At 69.3% G+C, this 18360-nt stretch carries 21 protein-coding genes; 6 read left to right on the top strand and 15 right to left on the bottom strand.

Going from position 1 to position 18360, the window contains the following annotated elements:
- Position 1: 1 nt before the first annotated feature.
- A complete protein-coding gene (locus ACR9E9_RS02895; RefSeq protein ID WP_435201516.1) occupies positions 2-817 on the bottom strand; it encodes an IclR family transcriptional regulator in 816 nt (271 codons plus the stop codon).
- Positions 818-920: 103 nt separating this feature from the next.
- Between ACR9E9_RS02895 and ACR9E9_RS02890 the strand changes: the two genes are divergently transcribed.
- Entirely contained in the window at positions 921-1652 is a 732-nt protein-coding gene (locus ACR9E9_RS02890) for an IclR family transcriptional regulator (protein WP_435201513.1), read from the top strand.
- A 1-nt stretch (position 1653) separates the two neighbouring features.
- On the opposite strand, the gene ACR9E9_RS02885 is transcribed toward ACR9E9_RS02890, so the two are convergent.
- The 6 genes from ACR9E9_RS02885 to ACR9E9_RS02860 form a co-directional block, all read right to left on the bottom strand.
- Complete coding sequence (locus ACR9E9_RS02885) at positions 1654-2763, bottom strand: NADH:ubiquinone reductase (Na(+)-transporting) subunit F (RefSeq protein WP_435201511.1); 1110 nt, start codon at positions 2761-2763, stop codon at positions 1654-1656.
- Between the two features lie 32 nt (positions 2764-2795).
- A complete protein-coding gene (locus ACR9E9_RS02880) occupies positions 2796-3122 on the bottom strand; it encodes a phenol hydroxylase subunit P4 (protein WP_435201508.1) in 327 nt (108 codons plus the stop codon).
- Between the two features lies 1 nt (position 3123).
- Positions 3124-4701: a YHS domain-containing protein gene (locus tag ACR9E9_RS02875; protein WP_435201506.1), complete on the bottom strand. Its 1578-nt coding sequence runs from the start codon at positions 4699-4701 to the stop codon at positions 3124-3126.
- Between the two features lie 72 nt (positions 4702-4773).
- A complete protein-coding gene (locus tag ACR9E9_RS02870) occupies positions 4774-5085 on the bottom strand; it encodes an MmoB/DmpM family protein (protein WP_435201504.1) in 312 nt (103 codons plus the stop codon).
- 13 nt (positions 5086-5098) lie between these two features.
- On the bottom strand, positions 5099-6103 hold the full coding sequence (locus ACR9E9_RS02865) for a hypothetical protein (RefSeq protein WP_435201502.1): 1005 nt from the start codon (positions 6101-6103) through the stop codon (positions 5099-5101).
- A 37-nt stretch (positions 6104-6140) separates the two neighbouring features.
- On the bottom strand, positions 6141-6629 hold the full coding sequence (locus ACR9E9_RS02860; protein ID WP_435201500.1) for a hypothetical protein: 489 nt from the start codon (positions 6627-6629) through the stop codon (positions 6141-6143).
- Positions 6630-6826: 197 nt separating this feature from the next.
- On the opposite strand from ACR9E9_RS02860, the gene ACR9E9_RS02855 reads away from it, so the two are divergent.
- Positions 6827-7774, top strand: a complete 948-nt coding sequence (locus tag ACR9E9_RS02855) for an AraC family transcriptional regulator (RefSeq protein WP_435201498.1) — start codon at positions 6827-6829, stop codon at positions 7772-7774.
- 128 nt (positions 7775-7902) lie between these two features.
- Here the strand turns inward: ACR9E9_RS02855 and ACR9E9_RS02850 are convergent, their stop codons facing one another.
- The 8 genes from ACR9E9_RS02850 to dnaA form a co-directional block, all read right to left on the bottom strand.
- Positions 7903-8328, bottom strand: coding sequence for a GlcG/HbpS family heme-binding protein (locus ACR9E9_RS02850; RefSeq protein WP_435201496.1), 426 nt, complete (start codon positions 8326-8328; stop codon positions 7903-7905).
- Positions 8328-9257, bottom strand: a complete 930-nt coding sequence (locus tag ACR9E9_RS02845; RefSeq protein WP_435201494.1) for a catechol 2,3-dioxygenase — start codon at positions 9255-9257, stop codon at positions 8328-8330. The genes ACR9E9_RS02850 and ACR9E9_RS02845 overlap by 1 nt, the downstream gene beginning before the upstream one ends.
- Before the next feature lie 2 nt (positions 9258-9259).
- Positions 9260-9628: a 2Fe-2S iron-sulfur cluster-binding protein gene (locus ACR9E9_RS02840; protein WP_435201492.1), complete on the bottom strand. Its 369-nt coding sequence runs from the start codon at positions 9626-9628 to the stop codon at positions 9260-9262.
- A 106-nt stretch (positions 9629-9734) separates the two neighbouring features.
- Positions 9735-10283 carry a DUF721 domain-containing protein gene (locus tag ACR9E9_RS02835; RefSeq protein WP_435201490.1) on the bottom strand — a complete coding sequence of 183 codons (549 nt, stop codon included), beginning with the start codon at positions 10281-10283 and terminating at the stop codon, positions 9735-9737.
- Positions 10280-11488 (bottom strand): DNA replication/repair protein RecF, encoded by a 1209-nt coding sequence (gene recF, locus ACR9E9_RS02830; RefSeq protein WP_435201488.1) that lies wholly within the window; start codon positions 11486-11488, stop codon positions 10280-10282. The genes ACR9E9_RS02835 and recF overlap by 4 nt, the downstream gene beginning before the upstream one ends.
- A gap of 28 nt (positions 11489-11516) precedes the next feature.
- Entirely contained in the window at positions 11517-12602 is a 1086-nt protein-coding gene (gnd, locus tag ACR9E9_RS02825) for a phosphogluconate dehydrogenase (NAD(+)-dependent, decarboxylating) (protein WP_435201486.1), read from the bottom strand.
- 36 nt (positions 12603-12638) lie between these two features.
- A complete protein-coding gene (gene dnaN, locus ACR9E9_RS02820) occupies positions 12639-13772 on the bottom strand; it encodes a DNA polymerase III subunit beta (protein ID WP_435201484.1) in 1134 nt (377 codons plus the stop codon).
- Positions 13773-14512: 740 nt separating this feature from the next.
- Complete coding sequence (gene dnaA / locus ACR9E9_RS02815) at positions 14513-16003, bottom strand: chromosomal replication initiator protein DnaA (protein WP_435201482.1); 1491 nt, start codon at positions 16001-16003, stop codon at positions 14513-14515.
- Between the two features lie 457 nt (positions 16004-16460).
- On the opposite strand from dnaA, the gene rpmH reads away from it, so the two are divergent.
- Genes rpmH through yidC form a run of 4 tightly spaced genes read left to right on the top strand, consistent with a single transcriptional unit; the run spans position 16461 to position 18316 of the window.
- Positions 16461-16598 (top strand): 50S ribosomal protein L34, encoded by a 138-nt coding sequence (gene rpmH, locus ACR9E9_RS02810; protein ID WP_435201481.1) that lies wholly within the window; start codon positions 16461-16463, stop codon positions 16596-16598.
- 10 nt (positions 16599-16608) lie between these two features.
- On the top strand, positions 16609-16983 hold the full coding sequence (rnpA, locus tag ACR9E9_RS02805; RefSeq protein WP_435201479.1) for a ribonuclease P protein component: 375 nt from the start codon (positions 16609-16611) through the stop codon (positions 16981-16983).
- On the top strand, positions 16980-17312 hold the full coding sequence (gene yidD / locus ACR9E9_RS02800; protein WP_435201477.1) for a membrane protein insertion efficiency factor YidD: 333 nt from the start codon (positions 16980-16982) through the stop codon (positions 17310-17312). The genes rnpA and yidD overlap by 4 nt, the downstream gene beginning before the upstream one ends.
- Positions 17309-18316 (top strand): membrane protein insertase YidC, encoded by a 1008-nt coding sequence (yidC, locus tag ACR9E9_RS02795; RefSeq protein WP_435201475.1) that lies wholly within the window; start codon positions 17309-17311, stop codon positions 18314-18316. Before yidD ends, yidC begins: the two co-directional genes overlap by 4 nt.
- Positions 18317-18360: the final 44 nt, after the last annotated feature.

Genomic DNA, 18360 nt, shown 5'->3' with positions numbered 1-18360 from the left:
GTCAGGCCGAGTACTGCTTGGCGATGCGGTTCGCCGCTGCCGTGAGCAGGGGCACGACCCGGCGCAGGTCCGGCTCGATGAGCGGGGTCGGGCCGAACACGGAGATCGACCCGATCGCCATGCCCTGCACCCGGATCGCCGCGGCCACCGAGCTCGCGTCGGTGAAGGAGCCGGAGTGCAGGACCGCATGGCCCTGCTGTCGCACCTCGGCCAGTGCGCGGTCCCAGTCCTCCGACCGACGGATCGTGCCTCGGGCCTTCGGCGGGAAGCCGGCCCTGCGACGCTCGTGCTCGACCCTCGGGTTGAAGGCAGCGATGACCAGGCCCGAGCTCGTGCAGTGGGCGGGCAGGCGACGGCCGCTGTGGCCGAGGATGCGCACGCCGTCGACGGACTCGATCCGCTCGACGTACACGACATCGGCGCCGTCGGGCACACCGAGGTTGACCGTGTGGCCGGTCTGCTCGGCCACGGCCCGCATGACCGGCAGCGCGACGTGCCGCAGCCCGTTGCGGGCGTGGGAGAGCATCCCGAGCTCGTAGAGGTGGATGCCGAGCCGGTACAGGCCGGCGGAGTCCTGCTCGACGAAGCCCCGTCCGGCCAGCGTCGTCAGCACCCGGTGGGCGGTCGACTTCGCCACCCCGAGACGCCGGGCCACGTCGGAGACCCCGAGGGCGGAGTCGACGGCGAAGCACTCGAGGACGTCGAGCGCGGTCCCGACGGAGCGCAGGCCGCCGGCGGTTCCCCGCCGGGGTGTGGACGTGCACCACGCGTCATCCGTGACGACCCCTGCCGGGGGCTCATGGGTTGCTGTGCTCATCGTCGTCCACACCTCTCTGCGTCGTGGTTGCTTCACTGTCGCCCCGGCCGTGCGGCATGATCAAGGAATGCGTTCCGCTGAACGAAACGATGGCCGCGTTCCCGTGTCGGTCGTCGGCCGGGTCTCGCTGGTCCTCGCCGCCCTCGAGGAGGCCCCGGGACCGCTGGGGATCAGCGAGCTGGCCGCGCGGACGGGGATGGCGAAGGGCACGGTGCACCGGTTGGTCAACCAGCTCGTGCACGAGCACCTGCTCGAGCGGACCGATGACGCCCGCCTCACCCTGGGGGTGCGCCTCTTCGAGCTGGGGTCGAGCGTCCCGCTGCCCCGCACCCTGGCCGAGGTCGCCCGGCCGCTCATGCACGACCTCCACCGGGCGACCGACCGCCAGATCCACCTCGCGGTCCTCGACGGGGTCGAGGTCGTCTACGTCGAGATCGTGCGCGGTGGCCTGCCGCTGGCCTCGAGCATCGGCGGTCGGCTGCCCGCTCACGCCACCGGCGTCGGCAAGGCGATCCTCGCCTACTCCCCGCGGGCCCTCGTCGCCGATCGGGTGGAGGCCGGCCTCCCGGCGATGACCGCGCGCACGATCACGACGCCGGGGGACCTCGCGCGGAACCTGCAGGACATCCGCACGGGGGGCACGTCCTACGACCACGAGGAGTCACACCCGGGGATCTCGTGCGTCGCCGCGCCGGTCTTCGGGACGGACAAGCGCATCCGGGCCGCGATCTCGGCCACCGGGCAGACCTCCCGGATGGACCTGCAGCGGTTGGGGGTCGCCGTGCGCACCGCGGCCTTCGCCATCTCGAGACAACTGCGCGACGCCGGCCTGTGAGTCATCGTTTGATGAGCGGGCTCTTCAGCCCGGAGCCGTTCTTGTCCGACTCGTCGAAGAAGTCCTCCCGGAAGATGTCCCGGGGGAAGAGACGACGGCTCATGAGGGTCTTCAGCGCCGCATCGACCATGGCCGGGGGCCCGCAGAGGTAGCCGCGGCACCCGCTGAGTCGCTCGTGGTCGGCCTCGATGACCTCCGTGACCATCCCGTAGGCGTAGGCGTCCGGGTCGTCGCCGGAGGCCGCGACCTCCTCCGCGGTCTCGTCGGAGAGGCAGGGCCGGTACGTGAACTCGTCGTACTCGTCGTCGAGGGCGCGGAAGGCCGCCACGTCGTAGAGCCACGCCCGGGTGCGCCCACCGGCGTAGAGGGTGATCTCGCCCTCGTACTCGCCGGCCTCGAGGGCGTGCCGGACCATCGACTTCAGCGGCGCCACACCGGTGCCACCCCCGACGAGGATCGCGTGCTTGTCGTCGCTGGTCTTCAGGACGAAGCGTCCGTAGGGCCCGGAGAGCATCACCTCGTCGCCCTCGGCGAGGCCGGCGAAGACCCACCCGTCGGTGCCGCGACCGCCCTTGACGTTGCGGATGTGGAACTCCAGGCGGGTCGTCTCGCCGGGGGGAGAGCCGATCGACCAGGTCCGGTCGACCTCGCCGAGCGACTCTCCACCGACCGTCGATGCAGGCACGGTGAACTTCATGTACTGGCCGGCGTTGAAGCCGATCTCGCGGTCCAGCTCGACGACCAGGCGCTTGGTCTGCTCCGCGATGTCCTCGAGGACGACGACCCGCCCGGTGAAGTCCTGGACCGGGTGGACATCCATGTCCTCGTCGACGTCGAGGTCGGCCTCGATCGTCACGTCCTCCCGCGGCTTCGCGCAGCAGGTGAGCAGCTTCCCTTCGTCCCGCTCGAAGTCCATGAGGGCGAAGGTGCTCGCCTCACCCAGGTCCACCTCACCGTCGAGCTTGTCGACCTTGCAGGTCGCACAGGTGCCATGGGTACAGCTGTGCGGCAACCACACCCCGGCGCGGAGGCAGGCCTCGAGGATCGTCTGGTCCTCGTCGCACTCGACCTCGCGGCCGACGGGTTCGACGGTGATCGTGTACTTGGTCATGGTTTCTCCTGGAGCGGGACGAAGGGGGCAGCTCAGGCGGCCACGCGGGTGCCGATGACGTCCTTGTGCCGGACGCCGAGCTCGGCCAGGGTCTGGCCGTCCTGCGGCTCGAAGGGGGCGCCGTGCAGCGTCCACGTCCGCGGCGCGGCCGGGTCGAAGTCCGGGTCCTCCTCCGCGAAGGGGACGAACATCTGGGCGGTGAAGTCCGACCACGTCATCTCCCGCGGGGCGCGGAACATCACCGGTGCGGCGAACCACATCGTGTCCTGGAACCACACGGTGACCAGCTGGTCGTCCCCGTAGTTCTCCTGCGCGGAGCGCGAGGGGAAGTTGTACTCACCCAGGCTCTTGATCGCCATCTCAGGCACCTGCCTTCGTCGTCTCGTCGGTGGAGGGCCCGGCGGTCTCGGCGGCCGCCTCGCCCTGCCACGCCATCCAGTTCTTGTGGTCACGTGAGCCGAGGTACTCACCGCTGTCGCCGTCCTGCAGCCCGTACCAGTCGAGGACCTCGGGGATGCTCGACCCGCCGCAGTTGCCCGCGAGGATCTGGTGGACCGGCAGCCACGCCTGGCGGTACTTCTCCGGCTCGCGCTCGAAGATCCACTGACAGCCGTTGGAGCAGGTGTGATAGATCTCCCCCTCGAACTGCGACTCGCGCTGGGCGAAGGTGGTCGGGTCACCCGGCTCGGTGAAGGTCATCGGGATCTGGCAGACCTGGCACAGCTGGGGCAGGCCCGGGGCAAAGTGGCGCCCGCCCTCGGCGATGTTCTTCGCCTCCTTGTCCCACAGCGGACGAAAGTGCGTGTCGAAGGTGTCCGGGTAGGCCGCGGAGAGCCAGTCGAGGTGCTCCTCGGAGGGCATCGAGGTCGTGAACCCTGCGGCGAAGGAGAACTGGTAAAGGGTCCAGTACACCTGGTGGGAGAGGATCTCCTTCTCGGCGATGGCGTCCTCGACGTGCCGCGGGGGCTTGATGCCGTAGAAGGCGAGGTCCTCGAAGAGACCGCCGAGCATCTGCTCCTCGAAGTAGAGCTCGAAGGACTCCTTCCAGCTCATGACCTTGCGCGGGAGCATGTAGTCGAGCATCTGGGCGACGAGCGCGGTGACGCGGTAGGAGCGCCAGAACCACTTGTCGATCCAGCCCTGGACGATCTCCACGTTGTCCTCGTCCTGCTCGAGGAGGAACTTGATCGCCTCGAGACCCAGGGTCATGTGGCGCGACTCGTCGGACTGGGCGGAGAAGCCGAAGGTCATCGTCGGCAGGTCGCCGTTGAAGGACGAGCCGGACATGAACGGCACGAAGAGCAGGTTGGTCAGCAGGTACTCGAAGGAGAAGCCGACGGCGATGAGGAACTCGAAGGGGCCGCACGAGAGGGCGTCCTCGAAGAAGCTCTTCGGCACCGACAGGTACCAGACCCGGTCGAACTGCTCCTGCCAGTTGTGGAAACCCGAGTAGTGCTTGTTGTAGTTGCTCAGGGTGTGGATCTCGGTCTGCATGTGCCGGATCTCGTCGATCGACTGGCACAGCGCCGCGAAGCGCGGACCCGGGCCGGCGAAGTGCCGGGCGAGGTAGGCGAAGTGCCGGTGGGCGCCGTACTCCAGCGGGGTGACGCCCTGGATGAAGACCTTCATCGCGTTGAGGTAGGAGGCGTCGGTGAGGCCCAGGTGCCCCTGGCCCTGCGCGAAGCCGTCGAGGACGGCGTAGAGGCGCTTGTCCTTCTCCGCCTGGTACTTGCAGTAGGCGTCGATCGTCAGGCGGAAGGGGTCCTCCCAGGCCGCCCAGTCGTGGATCTTGATGCCTTCGTAGTCGAGGTGCGGGAACATCTCGCTCTTCTCGACATAGCTCGGCTCCCAGTCGAGGCCGCGCGTCAGCGCCTCGTAGCGAGCCTTCATCGAGAGCTTCTTCGGCTTCTTCGTCTTCTTCTCGGGTGCGAGCGTCATCTCGGTCTCCTGTGAACGTCTGTGTTCGGGTCTGTCCGGTCGGTATGGGTCGCTGTGGTGCGGGGTGTCGGCTCAGTGGTCCCAGGCGATGACGATCTCGTCGTCGTCCCACTCCTGGATGTTGCCGAAGTAGGAGACGATCGCCATCTGGAACTCGTGGGTCTCCCACTCGCGTCCGAGCTTCTCCTCGACGGTCTCCTGCAGGATCACCAGCCGCCCGGGTGCGGTGATGCGCACCAGGCCGGGGGAGTGGCCCAGGCTGCACTCCGGGTTGTCCTGCTCGATGGCCTCGATGACCGGGCGGTTGTTCTCCGACTCCTGGATGACCACACCGACGTCACGCGCCGCCGTGGTCCGGGTCGCTGCTTCCTGCGGCTCACTCATGTCCGTTCCTTCCTCAGGCCTGCACGCCAGCGTGCGCACTGCGCACCTCTGCCGCCTTGGTGGTGATGCAGTCGAGCGCTCCGACGCCGATCAGCTCGTCGACGGCCACGGCGAAGGGGGTCACCGCCTCGAGTGCCTTGTCCGCGGCCGCCTGCCCGTGCTCCTGCAGGAGTCGGGCATTGGTCTCGCCGAGCTGCGGGTCGGCGCGCCAGGTCGCGTACAGGGCGTCGATCCACTTGCGGTTGTCGCCGAACCAGCTCGACATGTGCTGTGAGATCAGCGAGTAGGCCGAGGCGCCGGCGACGACGGCCTCGTCGTCGAGGTGGCGGTCGAGCAGGTCGTAGAGCAGCTGGTCGACGGCGTCGAGCTGCAGGAGCGCGATGCCCCAGTCGCTCTCGACGATGGTCTCCTCGGTGAGCTTGCGCAGGGCTTGGAGCCCCGCGTCCTCGAGCCAGTGCTCCTTGGCGTCCGCGAGCAGGTCCGCGGTGCCGCCGCCGAGGGCGATGCCGACCCGGCTGAGGACCTGGGCATTGCCGACCCGGTCGAAGGCCGAGTAGGCCGCCGCCTGGGTGATCGTCCCGCCGAAACCGAAACGGGCCATGCCGCAGAGGATCAGCTGACCACCGCTCTCCAGGTGGCGCAGGGGGATGACGAGTTCCGCGAGCACCCTCTTCCACCCCTCGGGGAGACGCTCGAGCAGGCCACGGTCCTCGATGTAGCCGAGGGAGGTGGCGAAGGCCTCGTGGTGACCCGCCCGGGCCGTGACGTAGGGCGCGTAGTAGTACTGCCGCGGGTCGAGGAAGGAGTAGGGGTCGGTCAGCCGGAAGACGCTGAAGGTGTCGTCGTAGATCTCCCGCGTCGGGTCCCACGTCGGCCGGTAGTGGAAGTTCTCCTTCGGCTGGACGTCGATGATGCCCTCGAGGTAGCGGGAGGCCGGCTTGTCGCCGTAGCGCTTGGCGACGGCGGTGAAGGTCTGGCGTTGGGCTTCGATGACCTGGGTCTTGAGTTCGTACTGCACTGGACGTTCTCCTCGGGTGTCGGTCGGGCGAAGGGGGTCAGGCGGAGGTCGGCGGCGAGGGGGTCCTCGCGTCGGTGCCCTCATCGCGGCTGGCGTCCATGAGGCGCACCAGGAGGTCGGGCAGGGCGTCCGGACCCTCGAGCTCCCGGGCCTGCTCACCGTCGAAGAAGCTGCCGACGAGTCGGCCGAAGGCACGGCCGTCGGTGAAGAGCGTGGAGCAGCGGGCACCCTGGTCCCGGAAGGTGACGGTGAAGGCGAGCTCGTCGGGCAGGGGCTCGTCGACGAGGTCGAGGTGGTCGCGTCCGGGGCCGAGCACGGCATTGGCCTCGCAGACGTACTGCTCCGCCAACGAACGCAGGGCCACGTGTCGGTCGGCGCCGGTGCCGGTGGCCACCCGACGACTGATCCGGGTCTCGGGCATGGTCGTGCGCCGGGAAGAGATCGGAGGCACGTCCCCGGTCCTCACCACGTCCGCTGCGTCGGGTGCACCGACGAACTCGGCCACGCGGGTCATGAAGGGCGTCATTGCACTTCTCCTCGATCGATGTTGTGCGTCGAATCTAGGTCGGGTCGCGGGTCGCGGCGATCCACCCGACGCAGCCGCTATCCGCAGAACGCAGTGCTGCAGGTGGCCAGCGACGTTCCGTGCTGCGGAACGCTCACGGGTGCGAGACTCGGACGGATCATCATCGAGGGATCACGGATGATCGCGAGAGGAGTGCGATGAGGCACTTGCTGGAGTCGGCGCCCCGGTTCGAGGACTGGGAGGGGCTCCACGACGCCCTGAGCGACGCCTACTTCCCCCACGCCCTGCGCCCGCGCTCGAGCGGCCCTGCGGCCGAGTCCGGTCTCGAGCTCGTCGACCTCGACCGGTGTCGCCTGGCCCGCATCCGCTTCGGCGCCACGGTCTCGATCGTCACCGACCACCCGGGGGCGATGGCCGTGAACATCCCGCTCGCGGGCCACCTCGAGTCGCACGTCGGTCGACGCGTCATGCAGGCCGGTCCCGGCCAGGCGACGGCCTTCCAGCCCGACACCCCGGCACTCATGCCCGCCTGGGGCCCTGACCTCGACATCCTCGGCCTGCGCATCGACACGGATTTCCTGCACCGGGAGAGCGAGCGCGTCTTCGGCCGCGGGGATGTCGTGGTCCCCGGCGACATCGACCTGCGCTCCGCGAACGGGGAGGCCTGGCTGCGGATGGCCCGCGCCACCTTCGACAGTGCGCGTGACTGCGCCGGGAACCTCTTCCGGGACCCCCAGGTCGCGGGATCGGTCGCGAGCATGCTCGTCACCGGCCTGCTGCTCGCGGCGGTTCCCGACGAACCGGGGTCGATGGCCGCCATGCGGCCGCGGCCGGTCCACCGGGTCATCCGGGCGATCGAGGCCGACCCCGCCCGGGCGTGGGCCCCGGCGGACCTGGCCGAGATCGGTGGGGTCAGCGTGCGTCGGCTCCAGCAGGCCTTCCGGGAGCACGTGGGTACAACCCCCTTCGCCTACCTGCACGATGTGCGCCTGCAGCGGGTCCACGACGACCTCGTCCACGGTCGTGGCGCCAGCGTCACCGACGTGGCCGTGCGCTGGGGGGTCACCCACCTCGGGCGCTTCGCCGCCGCCTACCGCGCCAAGTACGGCGAGCTGCCCAGCCACACCCTCTCCGCATCTGCCTAGGCAGATACCCACCCCGGCCGCATTTGCCTAGGCAGATACCCACCCCGGCCGCATTTGCCTAGGCAGATGCGGCCCCAGAGCGCACGTGCCTAGGCAGATGCGAAGGGGGGAGGGGCGGGCTCCCCCCTTCAGTCGTGCACGGCGGCGGCGCCGGCGGCCGCGACCTGCGCGTCCTCCTCGGCCGACCCGCCGGAGGCGCCGATCGCCCCGACGAGCTCACCCGCGACCCGGATCGGGACGGCACCACCGAAGGCGGCCACTCCCGGACGGTTGCCGATCCCGCGGATCACCGCGTCCTCGGCGGACAGCGCGCCGTAGAGGTCGGCCGTCGCCAGGCCACCGAAACCGATCGTCGTGCGCGCCTTGTCCGTGGCGATGTCCCCGGAGTGGGCGAAGGCGCCGTCCATCCGGGCGAAGCTGAGCAGGACGCCACCGGAGTCGACGACCGCGATGTTCATCCGCAGGTCGTGGCGGTGTGCGTGCTCGAGAGCGGCGTCGAGCGCCGCCCGGGCCCCGGAGAGGGTCAGGACGGCGCTCGCGCGGGTGTGATCCATCAGGTGAGGACGGTGGTGAAGCGCTCGTTGAGCTCACGAGCGTGGTAGAAGATGCCCTGACCGAGCTGGTCGACCGTCCAGACATTCGTCGGTCGGTCCGGGAAGGCCAAGTACCCACCGGCGAAGACCTCGTTGCGGTTGCCGCTCGGGTCGAAGAAGTAGACCGTCTGGCCGCGCGTGATCCCGTGGCGGGTCGGGGTGACGTCGATCGGCACGTCGTCCATCGTCATCAGGTCCGCCGCGTGGCCGACCTCGTTCCAGTTGTCCAGCCGGTAGGCGAAGTGGTGCAGCTTGCCCTGCGGGCCGCCGATGACGGCCATCTGGTGGATCTGGTTGTTCGAGGTCATCCACGTACCGACGAGGTCGTGGTCGTCCTCGAGCGTGGTCTGGACCCGCTCGGTGGCGTAGAAGTCGAAGACGTCCATGAGCAGGCGCTCCATGAGCTTCGGGTCCTCGCAGGTGATGAGCGAGTGGTCGAGCGCCGGGACACCGATCCCGACGAGGTGCCGCGGGAAGGGGTCGGGGTTGTGCGTGCCCACCTCGGTCCCGATCGCCGTCTGCGAGTGGTACACCTCGAAGACGTGGTCGCTCGTCGTGGTGAAGCGGATCCCGTCACCGACCTCCGGGTTGTCCCCGGCGGCCATGCGCTCGACGCTCAGACCGAAGGTCTGGGCCTTCTTCTCGATGTCGTCGAGGTCCGCCTCGTGCTGCACCTTCCAGCCGTACTTGACGACACCGACCCCCCCTTCCTCGAGCACCAGGGAGTGGTGGTCCCACTCGTCCCAGCCCTTGTAGAAGGTGCGCTTGTTTCCCTCGGGGGAGATGTCCTCCAGGGTCTGGTAGAGACCCAGTGTCGAGGCGTAGTGGTTCTTCGCCTCGGTCATGTCGGTGACACGCACGTGGGCGTACCCCATTCGCATGATGCCCATGTCTACTGCTCCTCCGGTGCGGTGCGCCCGGCCTCGGCGCGCTGACGCGCCGTCGCGTTGATCTGGCCGAGCAGGGGGTTGACGAGGCGCAGGGACGCGTCTCGCAGCTGGATGGTCAGGTCGTCCTCGGGAACGGCACGACAGCTCAGGCAGGTGCCGTCGCTCCGTTCCTCGGTGGTGATGACCGTGTCGGCCACGGGTCGGCAGTAGGAGAAGTCACCCTCGAGGACGTCGATCTTGCAGATCCCGCAGCCGCCGCGACGGCAGCCCACCGTGTAGGCGTAGCCCGCCTTCTGCAGGCCGGCCAGCAGCGTGTCGCCGGGGTCGACGTGGATCCTCGTCCCCGACGGCTGCACGATGATCGTCCTCACCGAACACTCCTTCGTGGTCGTCACCCGGGGCACCAGTGCCCCGTCTCCGTCGACTCTCCACCCGAGAGCGCGTCCGCAGGGAGGGTGTTCCCACCCGCGGAACAGCTCAGCCGTAGGTGTCGCGCGGTCCCCGCCCGTCGCTGGTGCGGCGCAGGCCACGAGACCACGACGGAGCGCTCGGGCCGTGCACCCGCAGCTCGTGGACGACGTCCGGGCCGACGGCGTCCCCGATCCGGCCCAGCAACGAGCTCGAGAGCAGGCGGATCTGCGTGGCCCAGGCCGTCGAGTCCGCGCGCACCGACAGCACCCCGGCCTCGAAGCTCACCGGCTCGCAGTGCTCGGCCACCTGCGGGCCGACGATCTCCGGCCACCGGCCCATGACGGACCCGGCGGCGACATCGACCTGCCACCCGCGATCGCCGACGATCCGCTCGACCTGGTCACCGATGGTCATCGGGTCCCGGCCGGAGGCGCCCTTCGCCGTGGATCCGGGGGCGTGCCGACGCCGTTTCGGTCGTGGCCTCATCCCCGGCCGGAGGCCCTTCTTCGATGCGCTCGCCCGCGCCCGGGCGAGCGCCGAGGAGGCCGCGTCCTCGACGCTCGGATCGACCTCGCCCTCCTCGACCTCCTCCTCGACCCCCTCCTCGTCGGTCACGATGCCTCCCCGATCTCGCCGAGCGAGACCGTGTATCGGCGCCCCGCGAGTGACCGGGGCACGTCCTCGGGGACCGCGGCGGTGATGAGCACCTGCTCGCACTCGGCGATGAGGCCCGCCAGGCGCTCCCGGCGTCCAGAGTCCAGCTCGGCGAAGACGTCGTCGAGGACGAGCACCGGGTCGTCACCGAGGTCGTGGCGCAGCAGGTGGTACGACGCGAGTCGCAGCCCGAGGGCGAAGGACCAGGACTCACCGTGGCTCGCGTACCCCTTCGCCGGCATCGGTCCGAGACCGAGGACGAGGTCGTCGCGGTGGGGACCGACGAGGTTCACCCCGCGCTCGACCTCCTGGTCACGGACGCCGGCCAGCGAGTCGAGGAGCATGACCCGCAGCTCGTCCACCTCCGGGACCTCACCGGTGGCGATCGCCTCGGCCGCCTCCTCGTGGAGCGAGGAACGGTAGACGGCGGTCGCCTCGGACTGGTTGGCGCTGACCTCCCGGTAGGCCTCCTGCAGGTGGGGCACGAGATCGCGCAGCAGCCGCAGTCGGGCATAGAGCAGCTGGCTGCCGACGGTCGCGAGGTGGTCGTCCCAGATCTCCAGGGTGCGCAGCGCCTCCTCGGCCGCCGCTGCCGGGTCCACGCCCTCCGGCGCGGACACGCTCCGGCGCCGACGACCACGACGTGCGCCGAGGATCGAGGCCGCGGACTTCAGCAGCGCCCCGCGCTGGCGCAGGATCTTGTCGTAGTCCCCGCGCACCCCCGCCCACCTCGGCTGGCGCTGCACGAGGAGGTCGTCGAGGAATCGGCGTCGCTCGCCCGGATCTCCCTTGACCAGCGACAGGTCCTCGGGCGCGAAGAGCACGGTGCGCAGCGTGCCCAGCACGTCTCGGGTCCGGGGCAAGGGGGAGCGGTTGAGCTTGGCCCGGTTGGCCTTGCCGGGGGTGATCTCCAGCTCGACGAGACTCTCCCGCTCGTCACGCACGACGGCCGCCCGGACGATGGCCCGGCTGGCCCCGAAGCGCACGAGGGGCTGGTCGGTGGAGACGCGATGGCTCGACAGCGAGGCGACATAGCCGATGGCCTCGACGAGGTTGGTCTTGCCCTGACCGTTGAGGCCGACGAGGGTCGTCACCCCGGGCTCGAGGGCGAGCTCCGCCACGGGGTAGCTGCGGAAGTCCCCGATGCTCAGGTGCCGGACGTGCATGACCACATCCCGGCGCGAGCCCCCGGCCTCATCCCGTCGAGCCGGTGCCGCTCGTCGGTCCCGGCGACCCGCCCGTGCTCTCGGTGCCCGACGTCGGGCCGGCACGGGTGGCGTCGCCCTTCGTCGCCTCGGTCGGGTCGGTGGGCCGGGCGATCTTCCTCTCCTCCTGCGCGGCGCTGGCGTCGGGGGAGGCCACCCCCTTCGCCGCCTCGGTGCGCAGGTCCTCGCCCTCGGCGACGGTCATGACCTGGTGCCCACCGAACTGACCGCGCAGCGCGGCGACGGCCTGCATGGCCGGGCTGACCTGCTGACGGGAGGCGAAGCGGGCGAAGAGCGAGGCCGAGATGACCGGCATGGGCACGGCATTGGCGATGCCCTCCTCGACCGTCCACCGGCCCTCCCCGGAGTCGGCCGTGTAGTCGCTGACGTCCTCGAGCTCAGGGTTGTCCTCGAGCGCCGTGACCATGAGGTCCAGCAGCCAGGAGCGCACGACGGTGCCGCGGCTCCACGCCTTGAAGGCGCCCGGGACGTCGGTGACGATGTCCTTCTTCTCCAGCAGCTCGTAGCCCTCGGCGTAGGCGTGCATCAGCCCGTACTCGATGCCGTTGTGGACCATCTTCACGTAGTGGCCGGCGCCGACCGCGCCCGCGTGGACGAAGCCCTCGTCGCGGGGCCCCTCCGGGCGCAGGGCGTCGAAGATCGGCATGGCCTGCTCGACGTGCTCCGCGTCGCCGCCGCACATGAGGCCGTAGCCGTTGTCCAGGCCCCAGATGCCGCCGGAGACGCCACAGTCGAGGTAGCCGACCCCCTTCGCCCCGAGCAGCTCGGCGTTGGGGACGTCGTCGCTGAAGCGGGAGTTGCCGCCGTCGATGACGAGGTCACCGGGGAAGAGGCGGTCCGCGAGGTCGCTGATCACCTCGCGAGTGACCTTCCCGGCCGGGACCATGACCCACACCGTGCGCGGGGCCTCGAGGCGATCGACCATCGCCTGGACGCTCTCGGCGTCCGAGACCTCGGGATCGGTGTCGTAGCCGATGACCTCGTGACCGGCACGGCGCACACGCTCGCGCATGTTGCCGCCCATCTTGCCGAGGCCGATGAGACCGAGCTGCATGTGGGGCCTTTCGTGGGTCGTCGGACGAAGGGAGGCTCAGCCGGCGAGTCGGACCGGCTGGAGCACGTAGCGGTAGGTCGTGTCGATCTGCGAGTCCAGCGACTCCTGACCGGTGATCATCGCCGGCTTGAGCGGGGCCGTGAAGGACAGCCGGGTGAAGGTCGTGCCCAGGACCCCGAGACCGTCGAGGAGGTAGCCGGGGTTGAAGGCGACCTCGATCTGCGGGCCGTCGACCTTCGCCTCGATCGCCTCGGAGGCCTGGGCGTCGTCGCCGGCGCCGGCCTCGATGGTCACCTGTCCGTCGGTGAAGCGCAGCCGGACCGGGGTGTTGCGCTCGGTCACGAGGGCGACACGCTTGACGGCCTCCGTCAACGTCTCGGTGGCCACGACGGCCTCGGTCTCGCTCTCGGTCGGGAAGATCTTGGCGACCTTGGGGTACTCACCGTCGAGCAGACGGCTCGTCGTGTGGCGCTGGCCGGCCTCGAAGCCGACGAGTCCCGAGCCGGCGCCGGCTGCACCGAGGGAGACCTCGATCGAGCCGGCAGCACCGAGCGCCTTCGCGGTGTCGGAGAGGGTGCGCGCCGGGATGAGTGCGATGTGGCTGGCGTCCGAGGCGCGGGGCTGCCAGGTGAGCTCACGCATCGCGAGGCGGTACCGGTCGGTGGCGAGCAGGGTGATCTTCTCGCCCTCGATCTCGACGCGGACACCGGTGAGGATCGGCAGGGTGTCGCCGCGGTCGGCGGCGATCTGCACCTGCTGGACGGCCTGGGTGAAGAGCGTGCCGTCGATGCTGCCGCTGGACTCGGGGGAGGTCGGCAGGGTCGGGTACTCGTCCGCGGGCATCTGCAGGAGGGCGAAGCGCGAGCTGCCGCAGGTCACCTGGACCTTGGCACCGTCGGTCGCGATGTCCACCGGCTTCCCCGGGAGGTTCCGGGAGATGTCGGCCAGGAGGCGGCCGAGGACCAGGGCGGTGCCCGCCTCGGCGACCTCTGCGGCGACGGTGATCCGGGCGGAGACCTCGTAGTCGAAGGCGGAGAGGGTGAGCGACCCGTCGTCGGTGGCCTCGATGAGGACACCGGCCAGGACGGGGACCGGCGGACGACTCGGCAGGCTGCGGGCCACCCAGGTGACCGCCTCGGCCAGCACATCGCGCTCGACGCGGAACTTCACGACAGACCTACCCTTCGACGCGCCCAAGTGCGCGAGGTCATGGGATGACACGGATCCACGTGCAGCGCACGTGGGTCCCGACATTACGCGGTCGAGCGCCTCACCGGGAACCGAGGGTGTCCTGGTGATTCTGCAAGGCGTGGTCACGATGTCGTCATCCACAGCAGGGCAGGTCGCAATGCGTGGGGGAGGGATCAGATGGAGAGAGGACTCATCGTTGTCATAGGCGGTGTGGACGACGTGGACAACCCCCGTCAGGCCGCTCGTGGCCCCGGATCCGCCTGGGGACGACGCGGTGGACCGGCTGTGCACGACGGGGAGGGGCTGTGGGGGAATCACCGTCGTCACCAGGCCGGGGCGTCCCTGCACAGTCTGCGCACATGCTTGTCCCCAGGGTGCTGTGGACGATGTCGCTGCGGAGCGGCCCGGGATGGTGGGGGATCGCGACCGCAGGCCACCGTCGGGCGTCGGTCGGGGGGTGCGAGGGGCACGGACGACCTCGCCTGTGGACGACATCGGGCGTGTTGGTCCCACGTTCGGGGCCGGGCGGGTACCCACAAGATTGTCCACAGCCTGTGGATGTGTGGACAACCTCGGACACGGCACGGGCTTGAGGGAAGGTTGCGGTCCGGTGTCGCCGGACCCACAGGGTGGGGAGAAGACTGTGGATATCCGTCGATCAGGCTCTATCGGGGAGTATCCATCACACGATAGACACCGACAGAGTGGGGAAGGGAGGGTCAGCCGGCCTGCTGCTTGATGCGGTTGGTCAGCTCGGTCACCTGGTTGTAGATCGCGCGTCGCTCACCCATGAGCTCGCGGATCTTGCGCTCGGCGTGCATGACTGTCGTGTGGTCGCGACCACCGAACTGCTCACCGATCTTCGGCAGCGACATGTCCGTCAGCTCACGGCACAGGTACATCGCGATCTGACGGGCCGTCACGAGCAGCCGGGTGCGTGAGGCGCTCTGCAGGTCCTCGATGGTCAGGCCGAAGTAGTCGGCCGTCTGGGCCATGATCGTCGCGCTGGAGATCTCGCTCGACTGCTCGTTGGGGATGAGGTCCTTGAGCACGATCTGCGCCAGTCCGATGTCGACCGGCTGACGGTTCAGGCTCGCGAAGGCGGTGACGCGGATCAGGGCGCCCTCCAGCTCGCGGATGTTCGTGCTGATCCGGCTGGCGATGAACTCGAGGACATCGGCGGGCACGGAGAGCTTCTCCTGGATGGCCTTCTTGCGCAGGATCGCGATCCTCGTCTCGAGGTCGGGAGGCTGCACATCGGTGAGCAGGCCCCATTCGAAGCGACTGCGCATTCGTTCCTCGAAGCCGGACAGCAGCTTCGGAGCGACGTCCGAGGTGATGACGACCTGCTTGTTCGCGTTGTGCAGCGTGTTGAAGGTGTGGAAGAACTCCTCCTGCGTCTGCATCTTGCCCTGGAGGAACTGGATGTCGTCGATGAGCAGCACGTCGACATCGCGGTAGCGGCGTTGGAAGTTCGCGGCCTTGTCGTCGCGGATGCTGTTGATGAAGTCGTTGGTGAACTCCTCGGAGTTCACGTAGCGCACCTTGACGTGGGGATAGAGGCTGCGGGCGTAGTGCCCGATCGCGTGCAGCAGGTGGGTCTTGCCCAGACCGGACTCGCCGTAGATGAAGAGGGGGTTGTACGCCTTGGCCGGTGCCTCCGCGACGGCGACCGCGGCCGCGTTGGCGAAGCGGTTGCTGGCGCCGATGACGAAGGTGTCGAAGGTGTACTTCGGGTTCAGCCGGGTCAGCTCGACCTGCTCGGGCTCGGGCCGACCACGCCGGGAGCGGGTCGGAACCGGCTCGGGGTCCTCGTCCACGAGGCCGTCGTCGCGTCCTTCGATGGGCAGTGTCGACGACAGACCCTGCGGGCGAGGACGTTGGTGTGACGGTGCCGTGGGCTCGGCGTCGAGTCCCTGGGTGGGAGGCAGCGGCTCACCGTCCGCGAGATCGGGGTCGACGGTCACGGCCAGGCGGACCTCGCGACCAAGCTGGTCGGAGAGCGCCTGGGTCACGTGCATGCGCAGGCGCTGCTCGACGAAGTTCTTGGAGAAGTCGTCCGGAACGGCGATGAGGGCGGTGTCGTCGAGGAGTCCGACGAGACGGGCCATGCTGAGGAAGGCGCGCCGGGTGACCGGGACACCGTCGGCGTCGAGGGTGTCGAGGGTGGTGCGCCACACCTCGCCGAAGTCGACCTCGCCTTCGGCCACGTGCGCACCTCATCTTCCTGCGGCGCGTGGCCGTCCGGGCTGGTTCTGTCACATCCGACCCTGCCGGAGAGGATCCGTCGAGGGCGTCCACAAGGTTGTCCACAGGTTGTGGGTAGCCGTCGGTGGCGAGGGTGGTGAGGAGTGACGCTAACAACACTCTCGAGGAGGGGGCAACCCGGACCCCGGAACGATTTCGGGGGCCCCGGCGTGTCATCATCATCCCGAGTCGGTGGCATGGCAGCGTCGGGCGGTTGGACGAGCGCGCTGGGCGCCCCGTCGCGTGGTTTGACCCTCACAACGGCGCTGCCGTAGCGTGGATCGAGGTCTGTCGGCCGCTTTCGCATACCCATGTTCTCCAGGCTCGTCCCGCACGCGCCAGACGTGGGTTTCCGATGGCGACCGACGCCATCCACCTGAGCACCGGACCGACGAGGTCCATCGATCATCGGAGACTGCCATGAGCAAGCGCACCTTCCAGCCGAACACCCGCCGTCGCTCGAAGACCCACGGCTTCCGTCTGCGGATGCGCACGCGCGCCGGCCGGTCGATCCTGGCCAACCGCCGCGCCAAGGGCCGCAACAAGCTCTCCGCCTGACGAGGCGACGGTGCTGCCCGCGCGGCACCGCCTGACGGAACGCGCGGACTTCGCGGCGACCATCCGGGGACGGGGCACGACCCGCCACGGTTCCCGGCTCCTCGTGGTCCACGCCCGACCGGCGGCGCACGCCACTGCCACCGATGCTCGAGGCCCGGCCTCGCGTGTCGGTCTCGTCGTGTCCAAGGCCGTGGGCAACGCGGTGGTCCGGACCCGGGTCAAGCGCCGGCTGCGGGCCCAGGCCGGCGAGATCCTGCCGCACCTGCCGCCCGGGACGGACCTCGTCGTCCGAGCCAACCCGGCCGCGGCCGAGGCGTCGTCCGCGGAGCTCGGCGCCGCGATGCGGCACTGTGTCCGCGACCTGCTCGTTGACGAGGACATATGAGGATCCTTGCCCTGCCGCTGATCTGGGTCGTCCGGGCCTACCAGATCCTGGTCTCGCCCCTGCTGCCCCAGAGCTGCCGCTACTTCCCCAGCTGCTCCGCCTACGCCGTGACCGCGCTCCAGCGCTTCGGCCCGGCCCGGGGTGGCTACCTGTCCGTGCACCGCCTGCTGCGGTGCAACCCCTGGTCCGCCGGGGGCATCGACCACGTGCCCGACACCTGGGCCGAGCGGGGCTCGCCCGATCTGGCGAAGCCCCGGCTGGCTGAGGTGGAGGACCACGACGACGGCGTCGAGCGCGACGCCACCGACCGAAGGATGTTCACCGAGTGAGCTTCAGCGACATCATCTTCCCCTTCGAGTGGCTGGTCGCCTGGATCATGTATCTGTGGCACGGCGCCCTGACCGCGGTCGGGATGCCGGAGGCCAACGGGTGGACGTGGACGCTGTCCATCGCCGGCCTCGTGCTCGTGATGCGCGCCGCGCTCATCCCGCTCTTCGTCAAGCAGATCCACGCCTCGCGCAAGATGCAGCTCATCCAGCCCGAGATGCAAAAGATCCAGGCGAAGTACAAGGACAAGAAGGATCCCGACTCCCGTCAGAAGATGACGGAAGAGACGATGGCGCTCTACAAGGACAGCGGAACGAACCCGTTCTCCTCCTGTCTGCCCATCCTCGTGCAGATGCCCTTCTTCTACGGCCTCTTCCGGGTCCTGAACTCCCTCGACGAGATCGGGAGCGGCAAGGCCGCTGCCATCGGCCCCATCACGCAACAGGTCGCCGCGCAGGCGGAGTCCTCGGCGATCTTCGGTGCTCCTCTCTCCGCCCAGTTCATGGGCTCGGACGAGATCAGCGTCAAGATCGTCACGGTCGTCCTCATCATCCTCATGTCGGCGACGACGTTCACGACGCAGTACCAGCTGATGCGCAAGAACATGCCGGCCTCGGCCCTGGAGGGTCAGTTCGCGCAGCAGCAGAAGCTGATGCTCTACCTCTTCCCGATCATCTTCGCCGTCTCCGGCGGGTTCTTCCCCGTCGGTGTCCTCATCTACTGGTTCTCGACGAACCTGTGGACCATGTGCCAGCAGTTCTACGTGATCCGCCGCATGCCGGCCCCCGGATCGGCTGCGGAGAAGGCGATGCAGCAGCGGCGCCAGAAGCAGGGCAAGTCGGCTGACACCTATGAGGAGACGCGCGAGCGCGCGCACGACGCCGAGATGACCGCCGAGCTGGAGGCGAAGGGCGTGATCTCCGGTCAGCGGCAGCAGCCCAGGTCGAAGAAGCGCGCCAAGAAGTCGGGCGGGGGCACCCCGAACCAGTCCGGCAAGAACAGCTGACCTCTGTCGCCATCCCGGCCCGGCCGGGACCGACCGCACGCCAC

It is taken from the genome of Janibacter sp. GS2 (assembly GCF_051200835.1).
Taxonomy (GTDB): domain Bacteria; phylum Actinomycetota; class Actinomycetes; order Actinomycetales; family Dermatophilaceae; genus Janibacter.
Note: the sequence above shows the minus strand (reverse complement) of the source record. Positions and strands in the feature narration are given on the sequence as shown.